Annotated in this window: 12 protein-coding genes and 1 tRNA gene; 6 read left to right on the top strand and 7 right to left on the bottom strand. The window is 66.0% G+C overall.

Going from position 1 to position 13829, the window contains the following annotated elements; translation table 11 throughout:
• The first annotated feature begins 52 nt into the window (after positions 1-52).
• Positions 53-2224, top strand: coding sequence for a TonB-dependent siderophore receptor (locus AC2D80_RS06635; RefSeq protein WP_484632183.1), 2172 nt, complete (start codon positions 53-55; stop codon positions 2222-2224).
• Positions 2225-2281: 57 nt separating this feature from the next.
• A tRNA-Asn gene (locus AC2D80_RS06640) sits at positions 2282-2357 on the top strand.
• A gap of 171 nt (positions 2358-2528) precedes the next feature.
• On the opposite strand, the gene AC2D80_RS06645 is transcribed toward AC2D80_RS06640, so the two are convergent.
• Genes AC2D80_RS06645 through AC2D80_RS06670 form a run of 6 tightly spaced genes read right to left on the bottom strand, consistent with a single transcriptional unit; the run spans position 2529 to position 9714 of the window.
• Complete coding sequence (locus tag AC2D80_RS06645) at positions 2529-6359, bottom strand: pilus assembly protein (protein ID WP_484632184.1); 3831 nt, start codon at positions 6357-6359, stop codon at positions 2529-2531.
• A 26-nt stretch (positions 6360-6385) separates the two neighbouring features.
• Positions 6386-7033 carry a hypothetical protein gene (locus AC2D80_RS06650; RefSeq protein ID WP_484632185.1) on the bottom strand — a complete coding sequence of 216 codons (648 nt, stop codon included), beginning with the start codon at positions 7031-7033 and terminating at the stop codon, positions 6386-6388.
• Positions 7030-8232, bottom strand: coding sequence for a PilW family protein (locus tag AC2D80_RS06655; RefSeq protein ID WP_484632186.1), 1203 nt, complete (start codon positions 8230-8232; stop codon positions 7030-7032). The genes AC2D80_RS06650 and AC2D80_RS06655 overlap by 4 nt, the downstream gene beginning before the upstream one ends.
• Positions 8232-8678: a type IV pilus modification PilV family protein gene (locus AC2D80_RS06660; RefSeq protein WP_484632187.1), complete on the bottom strand. Its 447-nt coding sequence runs from the start codon at positions 8676-8678 to the stop codon at positions 8232-8234. The genes AC2D80_RS06655 and AC2D80_RS06660 overlap by 1 nt, the downstream gene beginning before the upstream one ends.
• Positions 8679-8680: 2 nt before the next feature.
• Positions 8681-9289, bottom strand: a complete 609-nt coding sequence (locus AC2D80_RS06665; RefSeq protein ID WP_484632188.1) for a GspH/FimT family pseudopilin — start codon at positions 9287-9289, stop codon at positions 8681-8683.
• Positions 9259-9714 (bottom strand): type IV pilin protein, encoded by a 456-nt coding sequence (locus AC2D80_RS06670; protein WP_484632189.1) that lies wholly within the window; start codon positions 9712-9714, stop codon positions 9259-9261. Before AC2D80_RS06670 ends, AC2D80_RS06665 begins: the two co-directional genes overlap by 31 nt.
• Positions 9715-9874: 160 nt before the next feature.
• Here AC2D80_RS06670 and AC2D80_RS06675 point away from each other — a divergent pair, with 160 nt between their 5' ends.
• The 4 genes from AC2D80_RS06675 to AC2D80_RS06690 all read left to right on the top strand — a co-directional run bounded on the left by AC2D80_RS06675 (position 9875) and on the right by AC2D80_RS06690 (position 12630).
• Complete coding sequence (locus tag AC2D80_RS06675) at positions 9875-10279, top strand: VanZ family protein (RefSeq protein ID WP_484632190.1); 405 nt, start codon at positions 9875-9877, stop codon at positions 10277-10279.
• Positions 10276-11028, top strand: a complete 753-nt coding sequence (gene aat, locus AC2D80_RS06680) for a leucyl/phenylalanyl-tRNA--protein transferase (RefSeq protein WP_484632191.1) — start codon at positions 10276-10278, stop codon at positions 11026-11028. The genes AC2D80_RS06675 and aat overlap by 4 nt, the downstream gene beginning before the upstream one ends.
• On the top strand, positions 11025-11768 hold the full coding sequence (locus AC2D80_RS06685; RefSeq protein WP_484632192.1) for an arginyltransferase: 744 nt from the start codon (positions 11025-11027) through the stop codon (positions 11766-11768). The genes aat and AC2D80_RS06685 overlap by 4 nt, the downstream gene beginning before the upstream one ends.
• Positions 11769-11841: 73 nt before the next feature.
• Complete coding sequence (locus tag AC2D80_RS06690) at positions 11842-12630, top strand: IclR family transcriptional regulator (RefSeq protein ID WP_484632193.1); 789 nt, start codon at positions 11842-11844, stop codon at positions 12628-12630.
• A gap of 33 nt (positions 12631-12663) precedes the next feature.
• Here the strand turns inward: AC2D80_RS06690 and AC2D80_RS06695 are convergent, their stop codons facing one another.
• Positions 12664-13758, bottom strand: a complete 1095-nt coding sequence (locus tag AC2D80_RS06695; protein ID WP_484632653.1) for a serine hydrolase — start codon at positions 13756-13758, stop codon at positions 12664-12666.
• Between the last annotated feature and the right edge of the window lie 71 nt (positions 13759-13829).

A 13829-nucleotide genomic window follows, 5' to 3' on the forward strand; every position in this document is an offset into this window, starting at 1 on the left:
TCGCCCCGGGCTGCCTGTGCCCTGCCATGCAATGTCCATCCGGACCCACACCATGGCCCACCTTCACCACCGCTCCTCCGCCTTCCTTCCGCGCCGCCACCGCGTGGCCCTCGCCGTCGCCCTCGCCTGCCTGGGCAACGCCAGCGTGGCCCTCGCCGACAACGCCACCCTGCCCGCCGTCACTGTCAGCGGCGCCACCGCCGCGCCGGTCGCCGACGTCAGCGGCTTCGGCGACCAGCCGCTGGCCACCAGCCCATTCAGCGCGACCGTCATCGACAGCAACGCCATCGCCGACACCGGCGCGCGCCGCCTCAAAGACCTGTACCGCCTCGACGCCTCGGTCACCGATGCCTACAACGCCGCGGGCTACTACGACTACGCCAGCGTGCGCGGCTTCGTCATCGACAACACCTACAACTTCCGCCGCGAAGGCCTGCCCATCAGCGCCGAAACCAGCCTGCCGCTGGACCACCTCGAGCGCGTCGAACTGCTCAAAGGCACCAGCGGCATCCAGGCCGGCACGAGCGCGCCTGGCGGCCTGTTCAACGCGGTGGTCAAGCGCCCTGGCGCGACCCCGCTGCGCCAGTTCCGCACCGAGCTCACCAGCGACGGCAACCTGCTCGGCCATCTTGACGTGGGCGGACGGCTGGGTGACGGCACGGTCGGTTACCGCGTGAACGTGGCGGCTGAGCGCCTGAACACCGCGGCGGCCGGTACAGAGGGCAAGCGCCACCTGTTGGCGGTGGCGATGGACGCACGACTGTCCGCGGACAGCCTGCTGGAAGGCGAATTTGAGGTGTCGCGCCGCCGCCAGGCGTCCGTGCCGGGCCTCAGCCTGCTGGGCGATGCGCTGCCGCCGGCCGACCCGCGCTTGAACATCAACACCCAGCCCTGGTCACAACCGGTCGACTTCCGCAACGCCAGCGGCAGCCTGCGCTTCACCCAGGCCATCAACCGCGACTGGAACTGGCAGGCCCAGCTCGGCACCCAGCGCCTGCGCACCGACGATTTCCTGGCCTACCCGTTCGGCTGCTTCGACGCCGGATCGGGCATTTACTACGCCGACCGCTACTGCCCCAACGGCGATTTCGACCTCTACGACTTCCGCAGCCTCGGCGAGCGCCGCAGCACACAGGCGGCCCAGTGGAAACTCAACGGTCAATTCAACACCGGCGCGCTTCAGCACCGCCTGACCACTGGCGTGCTCGTGAGCCGCTTCACCCTGCGCGGCCAGCCGCAAGCCGACAACAACGCGGCGGCCGGCACCGGCAACATCATCACCCTGCCCGGCTTTGCACCAGTGCCCGTCTTCGGGGATCCCTTCACCAACCGCACGGAGCGCAGCACCGAGCTGTTCGTGACCGACGTCATCCGCTGGAACGAAGCGTGGCAGACCTGGCTGGGTTTGCGCCACACGCGCATCGACCGTCAAAGCATCCGCACCGACGGCTCGCGCGCCACCGACTACGAGGCCCGGTTCACCACGCCGTGGATCGCGGCCACCGTGAAGCTCGACGGAGCCCGCACCGCGTACGCCAGCTGGGGCCAGGGCATCGAATCGGAGGTCGCTCCCGGTCGCGCACGCTACACCAACCAGGGCGAACCGCTGCCAGCACTCAAAAGCCGGCAGTGGGAGATCGGGCTGAAGTCAGAGACCGCGCAAGCACGCTGGCAAATCACGTGGTTCAACACCACGCGCCCCGTGGCCGGTGACATTGGCGCCTGCGGCGCTGCGGCCACCTGCACCCGGATCATCGATGGCGATGCCCGCCACCGCGGGCTCGAACTGGGCTACGGCCGAACCGTCGGCGCCTGGAGCGCCGACAGCAGCCTCACCTGGATCGACGCGGAGCGCCGCGGTGTGATCAGCAACCCGGCACTGACCGGCAAACGGCCCACCAACGTGCCGCAATGGGTCCTGCGGGCCAACCTCGGCTATCGCCTCGCTGCCCTGCCGGGCGCGACCGTGGGAGCGCACCTGTCGCACGAAGGCCGCCGCGCCATCACCCCCGACAACCAGCTCGAGCTCGGATCCTGGACGCGCGTGGATGTGAGCCTGCGCCGCGAGATCCGTTTCCAGGGCCAGCCGGCCAGCTGGACCGTGGGACTGAACAACGTGTTCGACCGCCGCTACTTCGCCGAAGCGCCCTTCCAGTACGACCACATCTACCTGTTCCCCGGTGCCCCCCGGACCTTGCGGGTCGCCTTCGAAACCGCCTTCTGAATACGACGCCTCGCACCTTGAAAACAGGTCAAAAATGACGCTATAATCTTGGTCTGTTCCCTGATAGCTCAGTCGGTAGAGCGACGGACTGTTAATCCGCAGGTCCCTGGTTCGAGTCCAGGTCGGGGAGCCAAAAAACACAAGGCCCTTGCAGCGATGCAAGGGCCTTTTTTGTGTCTGGATCGCTGCTCAGTTTCCAGAAAAAGCGCTTGCGGGGGCAAGGGCCCGCGTCCCACCGACCCCCAAAGACAAAGACCGCACCGCCGGGCGAAGTGCGGTCTCTCGGGCGGGGTTCGGTGCAGTGTCAGTTCGCGAGCGTCAGCTCCCGCCAGTTCTTGCGGCGAAGGCCCAGGTTCGTGCCGAATTCGCCAAGCACGCGCTGGAGCCGGCCCTGATCACTGCCCGCGATCAGGCGGATGCGCCCACCGACACTCAGGAACCGCAGGTCGGTGATGACGCCCTCACCGCCGGCGAGGAAGGCTGACAACGAGGTGCCCGAAATCAGCTTGGTGGTCCCGCTGGCGATGTCGACGCTGTAGATCCGGCTGACGCCCGACGGGTTGCAGGCGTCGGAGGTGGGCAGCGTTGGGGCAAACGCCACCGTGCCGAAGAAGGAGGTGCTCTCCGCGGTTTGCCGCCATGCCACCGTGTTCGTGCTGTTCTTGCCCAGATCAAAGTACCACCCCATGGTGGTGCTGGTGGCGCTCAGCGTCACGCCGGTCAACACGTTGGTGTTCGCCTGCAGTTCGTTGCGCTCGATGGGGAAGCCCACGCCCGGCGGCAGATCGCTGGAGGCGTTGGGACGGATCGCGTTGCCATCGCGAATCGAATAGAAGGTCTGCATCTGGTTGGAGCCGATGTCGGTGCTGTCGAGCAAGCGGCCAGTTCCCACCAGCACGTAGCGGCTGCGGTCGCGCGGGCTGATCTCGATCATGGGCTTGGTCGTGATCGGCTGGGCACCGTCGGTGGGATGAACGAAGCGAGCGAGCCGAACCGGCGCCGGCAGCGGCCCGGTGGCGGCCGTCAGGTCAAAGCGCCACAGGTTGCCCAACAAATCACCGCCGTACACCGCGTCCGCGTAGCCGTCGGAGAGGTCGTTGATGTAGGCGTTGATGTGGGCGAGACCGGCGTCGGCCGTTGCCGAGCCTTCGCCAGTGGCGATGCGCTCAAGCAGGCGGCCGTTGGTGGGGTTGACGAGGTAGAGATAGCCGCCGCCCTGAACAGCGCCGCCCGCGCCGGTGGAGTTGTAGCCCGACGGGAAGATCACTGTCCAACCGTATTTGCGGGTCTTCACGACGATCGGGTCACCAAACGTGAATCCGATGTTGAGCGCGTCGTTGTCGGCAGCGTTCGGGAATTCCCACAGCACGCGGCCGGCGGCAATCGCCTCGGTGGTGATCGATGCGGGGTCGGTCACGTCGATCGCGTAGTAGCCGCGTCCGCCCTTGCCCAGCCCACCAATCAGCAAAGAGCGCCAGTTGGTGGCGGTACCGATCTCCGTGCCGGTCCAGGTGCGGCCAAAGTCGACGTCAAACACGTTCGGCGTGGCGTTCACCAGGTAGCGGTGGGCGTTGCCGCCGATCACGCCGCCGAGGTAGGCCAGGCCGTCGGCGGCCGGTGCGGTCACGCCGCTGATCACCCGGCTGGGGATGTAGGCAAACAGCTCGCGGCCGGAGTCGGTACCCGAGAGAGAGCCATTGAAGGCGTGCATCATGCCGTCGTTCGCACCGACGTAGACCATGGTTGGGCGATTGCGATAAGCAATCTTGAACGCACCGTAGCCTGGGTTGGTCGCATCCGACAAAGGCAACGCGGGGGGGCCGACCGGACGGGCGCGTGAACCCACGATGTCACCGAGCAATTGGGTGCGCGTGCGGTAGGCGCGCGTGCTGCCCACGACGGTGGAAGAACGTTCATGGGTGCGATCGCCGCGCACATAGTTGATGAAGTTCTGGCGATCGGCCAGGTTCGGATCGTCGTGCGGGGTGTCGAGGTTGGCGAGCTGCGCGGCGGTCATCGTCGTGGCCGACGGTGTGGCCGTGAACCGGAACGGGACCCCCTGGGAACCGTTAAACGTGACGACGCGGCGTGCCGTGTCCCAACCAGTGCCGGCAAGCTGGCTGGCCAAGCGGCTGGTGGCGCGCCAACGTTCCGAGAGCTGCGGCTCGCCGAAGCTGTTGAACGACAGCTCGGACGCGATGATTTCACCGCTCCAGTCGTTGGGGTCGTACAGGGCGCTGTAGCTGGCGTTGCCGGATTCGGCCACCTGAGGCAGGGAGGTGGAAAACGAGGTGGTGAACGCCTCCAGCGCCGCGGTGATGCGCTCGAACGCCTGTGTCAGCGACGCCACCATGGCGTCCGGTTGGCCGGCGGTGAAGTAGTTGTCCGGCCGCTGCTGCGTGCCAACGGTCTGCCCGGAGGTGCTCCACCATTCCACGGGCAGCGGTCCGGTCCAGGTCAGCGGGTTGAACGCGTCGGGCACGGTGAAGCCACCGTACTTCGCCGCCAGATAGAACTGGTTGTTGGTGACAAACGGGTTCTCCAGCACGTCCACCCAGAAGGTCTGGATGGTTTGCTTGCCAATGGTCTGGGGCTGCGACGTGTCGTCCGGGCGGATGTCCACCGTGTTGGCGTAGAAGGCCATGCCCACCATGCCCGCCGAGTTGTTGCGGCCGCTGTAGTTGTTGATGTTCGGGTTGCCCAGGCCTTGGATGTTGAACGCGCGGTTGGTGTAGCGGACGGTATCCACCGTGTTGTCGTTGGCCACAGCCGCCGGCTTGGTCGGCTCATCGACCGTGCCCGTCGCGCCCGGCAGGTTTTTGTCACGGTGGGTGTTGACGTCACCGATGCCGAGAATGAAGTTCCGCTGGCAGGAATAAAGGATCGGATCGCGCCAATTGGTGATCACCGGGAAGCCGTCCAGAAAGCGGGTGCGGTTGGCCTGGGTAGCCCCGGTCATGGCCGTGTACTCGGGCACGTTTCCCTGGTTCTTGTAGTAGCGCAGCGCCGTGTAATAGAGCTCGCTGACCGGGTCGAAATCCTTGTAGTTGTTGTTGTTGAGTTGCCCGAACTTGTTGACATAGTTGATGACACCGCTGTCCTCAACCGGCGTAGACGGGGTGAACGCGTTGGTCGTGGCGGTCGCGTCGGCTGCATCGGGGTTGCGCACAAAAACGCCCGTGACGGGATCCCACTCGCGGAAATTGTTGTCCTGGTCCGGTTCACCCGGCACAGGTTGGCGCGGACCCACGAATTTCTGTTGGGCCCGCAGCACGCCACCATCGCGCAGCATCGCCGGGTCGTTGAGGTATCCGAAAGCGCTGTAGCGAATGCGGTTGGCATAGCGCTGAATCAGGCCTTCGGGCTTCCAGTTCGTGCCGTACTGGCGGCAATTGGACTCCACGCCCACCGCCGAGTCGCACACGCGCACCCGCATCTGGACCTCGTAGGCCTGCGTGACACCGATCGTGGTCTGCGTGCCGTTGTAAGCCGTCAGGGTGACGGGAGCGTCCAGCACGGCGGTGGTCAGCGCGAAGCGCATGCGAATGCCGAGCCCGTTGACCCGCGTCACCATGGCCGCAGTCCCAAACGGCGTGGCGCCCTGCACCAGCGCGGTGGTCCCCAGCGTTTTGTCCAGCGAAATGCCCAATCCGCCCTGACCTGTGTTGCGGGCCTTTTGCAGGATGGTGGTGGTCGGGGTGTCGACCACCCGGAAACCGCCGGTCATGGCCCACCGAAAGGGGTCGATCGTCGGGGTCGTTGCCCAGTTCAGGAAGTTGCCGCTCCAGGCGTTGCCGGTGCACTGTCGCGTGGGCTGCACCGATTCCGGGTAAAAGTGACTGAGATCGTCGCCGACCTCGGTCGCAAAGTACCGGTAGAGATAGCACTTGTTCGGATCAAAGTAGCCGAGGTAGGTGGTCGCGGGAGCGTACGTGAGGCCGGTGTGGGCCGTCCGCTGCAGCGTGGGCCATTCCACCGACAGGGTGAGCGCCAGGTTGCCGGGAACGTTGGTCGTGGAGAAGATCGGCGTGTTGGACAGCGGCGTGGTGGCTTCGGCCTGCCATGCGGCGATGGCCAGCGGAATACCGAGGGCGGCGCTCAGCCAGGGGCGGCGATGGCGGAGTGAGTCGAACATGTTGTGCTCCCTGTGGAAACGCGAAATCACGTGCCGCAGCAGGCGAAGGTGGTCTGGAAGAAACTCTGGGAGTTGCGCGGTCCGTCGACCCGCACGCTGATGCGATACATGACGGGTTGCGCCAGCGCTCCAGCCAGGCCAGCGCCGGCACCACCGGCGGCCACACCGCTGCCCCGTTCCGCGCGAAGCCAGTCCGATCCGCTGCCACCCGAAATCTGAACGGTGGCGCCCAGCACGCATCGGTCGCCACCGAGCGCGCCGTCATCGCCAGGCTCTGAGCACAGGCGGTCGACGATGTAGCGAATCGTGACACCGCCCTGCCCCGCGATCTGTGCCACGTTGGCGGGCCGCGGCTCGGCCAGCAGCACCAGCGGAATGCCCGACGGATTGGTGGGCAGCACGGTGGCGCTGTAGAACAAGGCGTCGTTGGAGTTGGCTCGCGATGCGGCCGTGGCGAAATCGCCAGCGGGGCGGAACCGGGCGAGGGCTTGCTCGGCGGCCAGTTCACTCTGCTGGGCCAGGTCGCGCTTGAAGGCGAGGTTGCCCGCGCTGTTGAGACTGACGTCAAACGACCGGATCAGGGCGGTCGACGAAATCAACAACACCACAAGAACGACCAACGCAATCAGCAGCACCACGCCCGACTGTCGGCGGCGACGAGGCAGCGGTCTCATAGGGTCCTCAGCAGGTGGTTGCGCACGGGAACGGTCAATTCGATCACTCGATGGCGCTGGTTCCGGTTTTCGCCAGCCGCCGTGAGGTCAATCACGACCTGGTTGCCCGCCGGCAGATCGGAAAACAGCTCAAGGTTGGCCGGGGACACCGGGACGCCCGGCTCCAGTTCGCGTTCGACCAGATCCGAGCGCGTGACCACCGCCAGCCGCACCGCCACGATCTGACGAAGCCGGTCGGCGGACACCTGTGATCCGTTGTTCAGCGCCGCGGACTCCCAGCCACTGCCGGCGACCGGGCGCTGCCAAGCGTCCAGACGCCCATCGTCGTTCGTGTCGATGCCATACACCGCGTGCAGACGCCGCACACCTTCGGCCATGGGCACCGGCGGGACCCCCTGCGTCTCAAGCAGGTCCATCCGGAACAACACGCTGTTGTCGCCCACGCCAAACAGCGCAAACGTGGGCGGGTTGGTCAGGGGGGACCCCAAGTTGAACACCTGAACATCCGGAACGCCGGCCAAAGCGTTCAGGGATGCGTTGGGAAACTCATCGTCGTAATAAGCGCCGCCCAACTGCAGCTGAGAACCGCAGGTTGTGTTGGGAGCCGCTGCCGGATTGCCAGCGCAAGGCGCCTTGCCGGCCGCGACCTGTGACAACAGGCATTCGCCAGCGCCTGAGACCATCACAAGGTCGGCCGAGTTAAAACCGATCGTGTTGCGCAGCAAGAGCTGGGCCGCCGAGGCACCGCCCGGGTTGACCGGAACCGGCACCTCCGCAAAACCCGAGCTTCCACCCATGACCAGCACCACGTCGCCCCCGTTGGCGCCAATGCCTTCAAAAATCATCAAGGGGGCGAGTCGCAGGGTCTGCGGGACGCCCGCAAACGGGGCGGGGAAGGCATTCACACGGGGCAGTGCGGCCCCGCTCGGCAGGGTGGCGTTGAGCCGGCAACTGCCAATTCGCGTCCATCCCTCGGAGAAACCGGTACCCGCGCTGCGGATGTACCGATCCAGCACATAGGCTGAGTAGGCGCCAGCCTGGGCAGAATCGTTAAGCGACGTGGCCGTCCTGGATCGCCCCTCGCTGGCATTGAGGACAGCAAAGATCGCCAGGGTAACGATGAGGCCGATCACCAGCCCCACCATCAACTCGATGAGCGTGACGCCCCGTTCAAACGCGCGCTGGCGGGTCGATCTCATCACAGCACCTCCTCGGCCGAGAGCACCACCTCGGTCACCAGCCGGCTTTCCGCCCCTTCGGCTTGTGAAGGATGTCGCCAGGTGATGGTGATCACCGCCCGGTTGGCGGCCGGATCGGCATTCACGTCCACGTTGGCGTTGGGCAAGCCCAACCCGGTGGGATCGCCGGTGCGGGGATTGACCCCCCGGACGCGGTCTGTCCAGTCATCAATCTGGTCCACACTGAGCGAGACCGAGCGGGACAAGCGCATCTGGGCTGCCAGATCGTCGGCAAACAAGGCCGCGCGTCCGCGGTCTTCGGCCTCGAGCGCGTACTGCGTGGCGGACACCTGCATGCCGACCAGCCCCAGCAACCCGAACGAAAAGACCACGATGGCCACCAGCACCTCGATCAGGATCCCGCCCTGCTGAGCGGCTCCCCGTTGTGGCGAGATCGAAGGAACCATGTTCAGCATCCCTCCGGAACGTTGGCGGCCAGCGCCCGAGCAGGATCACACATCCGCACCCGGCCCCCGACCGAGACGACGACCCGCAAAGGTCGATCCGCACGCGCGGATGACACGTTGAATTGCTGCTCGGCTGCGGCGCAGTTGATGGCGGCCAGCGTGATCTGCTGGCCCGCGGGACCGAAACAAACCGAACGCGGACCGGTGACGGTCACCTCGTCGTTGCTCGATGCGGCGACACCCACCCTGATGAGTTCGTTGGGTGCCGCCGGCGGGTTCGGGTACGCGCGCACGCCCCAGTTGCGGCCGTTCGCCGCGGAAACCGACGCGAGCGCCGGCTGGGCATCCACCAGGAAAAACTCCACGGTCCGGTTCCTGCGTACCGCTTCGGCCTGAGCGAAACGCAGACCGTCCTGCAAGCCTTGGCTGGCCGTGCGGACCCGAGCGTTGTTGGTCCAGCTTACCAGTGAAGGCGCACCCAACACCAAGATCACAGCGAGGACCGTGAGGGTGATCATCGCCTCTATCAGAGAGAAACCCGAACAACGGGAAGCTGCCCCATGTGGAGACAGCCAACGTCTCAACATGAATCCTCCCTCCGCAGAATCCATCGGTTGGCACAAGTATTCCACCCCGCGGGAGCAGCCACCGTAGCCCTCACATCTTGTTGGTTCACCCTGAATTCGAAACCAGCCGTTGATCCGGATCCGACAGCACTCAGGACATAGCCGTTTTGGTCGGGTACCCCCACGCACGCGACGGTAAATGACCCTATGGTTCGTGATCCATCGGCGCGAGCACAAGGGGTTGTGAAGGCACCAACCGTGGCGTAAGTGCGGTTGTCTTGGAAGTGCTTTTCCATCTGGGCTCTGAAGTTAGCAAGTCCAGTCGTAGCGTCTACCAGCTGGGCCCTCAAAACGTAATTGCGATAGGACGGCAAGGCAACGGCGGCCAGAATCCCGATGATTGCAACCGTGATCATCAGCTCCAGCAGCGTGAAGCCGCCAGCGCGTTTCGCAGGGGTAAGAGGGGTCATGGCAGGCCGTACAAGGTCGGGGCGGAGCACAATCGGTGTGGCGCAGATGCACCACGACGTCGTCACATTGTTTTCAAGCGGCGTCCAACGGCAGATGGACGGCGACGCCCGGTACACAAAGCGGTCCGACCGGAAAAATCAGATCTTCCGGCGCTGAAAAATGAATTCCTTCGAACTAATCAAGCATCCAACACACACGGTTCTGTCGTGGCTGTCTCGAAGCGGTGCGGGCGCAGTGGGGTGCTTCGTGCTGGGCGGCGTGGTCACCGCGCTGTCGCTGATGCCGGCCAGCGACCTGCCCGAGGCCAGCCTCGTCATTTGGGACAAAGCCCAGCATGCGCTGGCTTGGTTGGGGGTCGGCGTGTTGGGCGTGTGTGGCTACCCCAACCGCCACCTCTTCGTCCTGATGATCGCCTGGGTGTGGAGCATCACCATCGAAGTGCTGCAGCACGCCTCGGGTGAACGAATGGGCGACTGGCAGGACGCCCTGGCCAATGGCATTGGCCTCGCGCTCGCCCTGGCCTTGACCCATCACTGGCGCCAGCACCGCAGAGCGGTCGCATGAGCCTGCCCTGGCTGGATCCCGGCGCCCCCTTTCCGCCGGTCGACCGCGCCTGGGGCCCGGACTCACCTGCGCCGGGGCTGCTGGCCGCCGGGGGCGTGTTGGACGTGCCCACCCTGACGGCGGCCTACAGCCAGGGCATCTTCCCGTGGTTCAGCGCCGGTCAGCCGGTGTTGTGGTGGAGCACCGACCCGCGCATGGTGCTGGCGGTGGAGGATTTCCGCCTGCACCGGTCGCTGCGCAAGACGATCCAGTCGCTGCTGTCGTCGGACCGGCTGCAGATCCGCGTGGACCACGATTTCCGCCGGGTGATCCGCCTGTGTGCCAGCACGCCGCGCGACGGACAGCAAGGCACCTGGATCCTCCCGGTGATGGTGGAGGCCTACAGCCGGCTGCACGATGCCGGTCTCGCGCACAGCGTCGAAGCCTGGATGGACGGGGAACTGGCAGGCGGGCTCTATGCCGTCAACCTGGGCGGCATGGTGTTTGGTGAGTCGATGTTCGCCCGGCGGACCGATGCATCCAAGATCGCGCTGGCCGCTCTGGTCGCGCTGTGTCGGCGATCCGGCGTGACGCACATCGACTGCCAGCAGGAAACGGCCCACCTCGCCCACATGGGCGCGCGGCCCATCCCCCGGGCGGACTTTGTCCGGCATGTCCGCCTGGCTTTGCGTCAACACGCACCGCGCTGGGAATGGCAGCCCCTATACTGGACCGAGCTTCATCCAGCCATCGTGCCCCCGACCGCGTGACCCTGCTCAAAGAGCTCCCGCTCCAGGCGCTGCAGTTCTACGCCACGGCGCCCTACCCCTGCAGCTACCTGCCCGGGCGGCAGGCGCGCTCACAGGTGGCCACGCCCAGCCACCTCATCCACAACGACGCCTACTCCGACCTGGTGACCCACGGCTTCCGGCGCAGCGGGATGTTCACCTACCGACCGTACTGCGACGGCTGCCAAGCCTGCGTGCCGCTGCGGGTGCCGGTGGCGCGATTCCAGCCCAACCGCAGCCAGCGCCGCAGCTGGCGGCAGCACAGTCATCTTGTCACCCGGGTGCTCAAGCTGTGCTACCTGCCAGAGCATTACCAGCTCTATCTCCGCTACCAGAACCACCGCCATGCCGGTGGGGGCATGGACCAGGACAGCATCGACCAATACACCCAGTTCCTCCTGCAAAGCAGAGTGAACTCGCGGCTGGTTGAATTTCTGGAGCCCGACCCCCAGGGCGGGCCGCCGCGGTTGCGCATGGTGTCGATCGTGGATGTCCTCAACGACGGCCTGTCGGCGGTCTACACCTTCTACGATCCCGATCCCCGCGCGAGCTTCGGCACCTATGGTGTCCTCTGGCAGATCGAGCAGGCCCGGCAACTGGGGCTGCCCCACGTCTACCTCGGCTACTGGATCGAAGACAGCGCCAAGATGGCCTACAAGGCCGCTTTCCGGCCCAACGAGCGGCTCATCGATGGGGCCTGGCGCCCCGGCGACGCGGCCTGAAGGACGGGCTGTAGCTTCCACGAACCGGGTTTCGGTTTTCACCTCGTAAAATCAAGGCCACCCCATGGCCACGATGAAACGAACCGACTCCCTCCCCGCCACCCCCACCGTGCAGGTGATCGAGCGCATGTTCACCTTGCTCGAGGTGCTGGCGTCCAAGGAAGAGCCGGTGTCGCTCAAGGAAATCAGTGAGCGCACCGGTCTGCACCCTTCCACCGCCCACCGCATCCTCAACGACCTCACCATCGGGCGCTTTGTCGATCGACCCGAGGCCGGCAGTTACCGGCTGGGCATGCGTCTGCTGGAGTTGGGCAACTTGGTGAAGGCGCGTCTGAGCGTCCGCGATGCCGCGCTGGCGCCCATGCGCGAACTCCACAAGCTGATCCAGCAACCGGTGAACCTCAGCGTCCGCCAGGGCGACGAAATCGTCTACGTCGAGCGGGCGTACAGCGAGCGGTCGGGCATGCAGGTGGTGCGCGCCATCGGTGGGCGGGCGCCGCTGCACCTGACCTCGGTGGGCAAGCTTTTTTTGGCCGACGACGAACCGCAGCGGGTCCGTGCCTACGCCACCCGCACCGGTTTGGCCGGCAACACCCGCAACAGCCTGACCCAGCTGCCCGCGCTGGAGCGTGAGCTTGCGCAATGTCGGCAGGCGGGCATTGCCCGCGACAACGAAGAGTTGGAACTGGGTGTGCGCTGCATGGCCGCCGGCATTTACGACGACCAGCGAAAACTCGTGGCGGGCTTGTCGATTTCGGCGCCGGCCGACCGCATCGACGAGAGCTGGCTACCCAAACTGCGCGCCACCGCCGCAGACATCTCCGCCGCGCTGGGCTGTCCGCAGCCACCCGGCCGCAGTTAAGGCCACACTGCCGCGGCCCGGCCGGCCGGGGACTCAGCCCTGCGGACGCGCCACCGGCGCCCGCGGCTCCACGTTGAGCTCGACCCAGCGACGCACACGCTCAGCGTCCTGCAGGCGGCTGATCTTGCCCGCCGCATCCAGGAACACCAGGATCAACTGGCGCCCGGCGATCCGCGCCTGCATGACCAGGCAACGGCCGGCTTCGGAGATGTACCCCGTTTTTTGCAGGCCAATGTCCCACTCGGGGCTCTTCACCAGCCGGTTGGAGTTGTTGTACTGCAGTGTGCGGTGACCGATCTCCACTTCGTGACCGGGCGAGGTGGACAAGGTGCGCAGGATGGGGCGCTCGTACGCCGCCTGCACCAGCGTGGCGAGGTCGCGCGCACTCGACCGGTTGTCGCTGGACAGCCCCGTGGGTTCGACGTAGCGCGTGTCCCGCATACCCAGTTCGGCGGCCTTCTCGTTCATCAACCGCACGAATTCGCGCATGCCGCCCGGGAAGGTCCGCCCCAGGGCGTTCGCCGCGCGGTTCTCGCTGGACATGAGCGCCAGATGCATCATTTCGCCGCGGCTCAGCGTGGTGCCGACGGCCAGACGCGAACGGCTGCCCTTGAGCGTGTCGATATCGTCGTGGGTGATCGTGATGGGCTCGTTCATGTCCAGGTGCGCGTCGGCGATCACCAGGCCGGTCATGAGTTTGGTTAGCGACGCGATCGGCAGCACCGCGTGGTCGTTCTTGCTGAACAGGATTTCGTTGGTGGATTGATCCACCACCAGCGCGACGTTGCTGCTGAGATCGAGCGGATCGGCCACCGCGGCCAAACCCAGCTTCTCCCCCACCGTGGGTCGATCCACAACCACCACCGGCCGCGCTTTGGCCGTCGCACCCTTTCGGGCCGCAGGGATCGTGGCCTTCACCCGGGTGTTGGCCTTGCTGCGCGCCGCGACCTGGCGCTTGGCCTGGGCGCTCCCGGCACGCGCCGGGGCCTTGGCGGTGGTGGCCTTTTTCTTCGGCGCAGCGGTGGTTTTCTGGGCCACGGGTTTCTTGGCCGACGCCCGCTTCTCCGCAGCGCCCGCGGGAGCGGCGACCAGCGCGGCCGACGCGGCACAAGCCAACGCCGCGGCCATTGCCACCCAACGCCGCCACAGACCCGACCTCACCGTTTGTGCCATTCCGCCACTCCTGCCAACACCGACTA

This window comes from Hydrogenophaga sp. T66 (assembly GCF_057219855.1).

Coding starts and splice junctions, on each gene's coding strand:
- AC2D80_RS06635 (WP_484632183.1), top strand. CDS start 53: ATGGCCCACCTTCACCACCGCTCCTCCGCCTTCCTTCCGCGCCGCCAC.
- AC2D80_RS06645 (WP_484632184.1), bottom strand. CDS start 6,359: ATGTTCGACTCACTCCGCCATCGCCGCCCCTGGCTGAGCGCCGCCCTC.
- AC2D80_RS06650 (WP_484632185.1), bottom strand. CDS start 7,033: ATGAGACCGCTGCCTCGTCGCCGCCGACAGTCGGGCGTGGTGCTGCTG.
- AC2D80_RS06655 (WP_484632186.1), bottom strand. CDS start 8,232: ATGAGATCGACCCGCCAGCGCGCGTTTGAACGGGGCGTCACGCTCATC.
- AC2D80_RS06660 (WP_484632187.1), bottom strand. CDS start 8,678: ATGGTTCCTTCGATCTCGCCACAACGGGGAGCCGCTCAGCAGGGCGGG.
- AC2D80_RS06665 (WP_484632188.1), bottom strand. CDS start 9,289: ATGGATTCTGCGGAGGGAGGATTCATGTTGAGACGTTGGCTGTCTCCA.
- AC2D80_RS06670 (WP_484632189.1), bottom strand. CDS start 9,714: ATGACCCCTCTTACCCCTGCGAAACGCGCTGGCGGCTTCACGCTGCTG.
- AC2D80_RS06675 (WP_484632190.1), top strand. CDS start 9,875: ATGAATTCCTTCGAACTAATCAAGCATCCAACACACACGGTTCTGTCG.
- aat (WP_484632191.1), top strand. CDS start 10,276: ATGAGCCTGCCCTGGCTGGATCCCGGCGCCCCCTTTCCGCCGGTCGAC.
- AC2D80_RS06690 (WP_484632193.1), top strand. CDS start 11,842: ATGAAACGAACCGACTCCCTCCCCGCCACCCCCACCGTGCAGGTGATC.
- AC2D80_RS06695 (WP_484632653.1), bottom strand. CDS start 13,758: ATGGCCGCGGCGTTGGCTTGTGCCGCGTCGGCCGCGCTGGTCGCCGCT.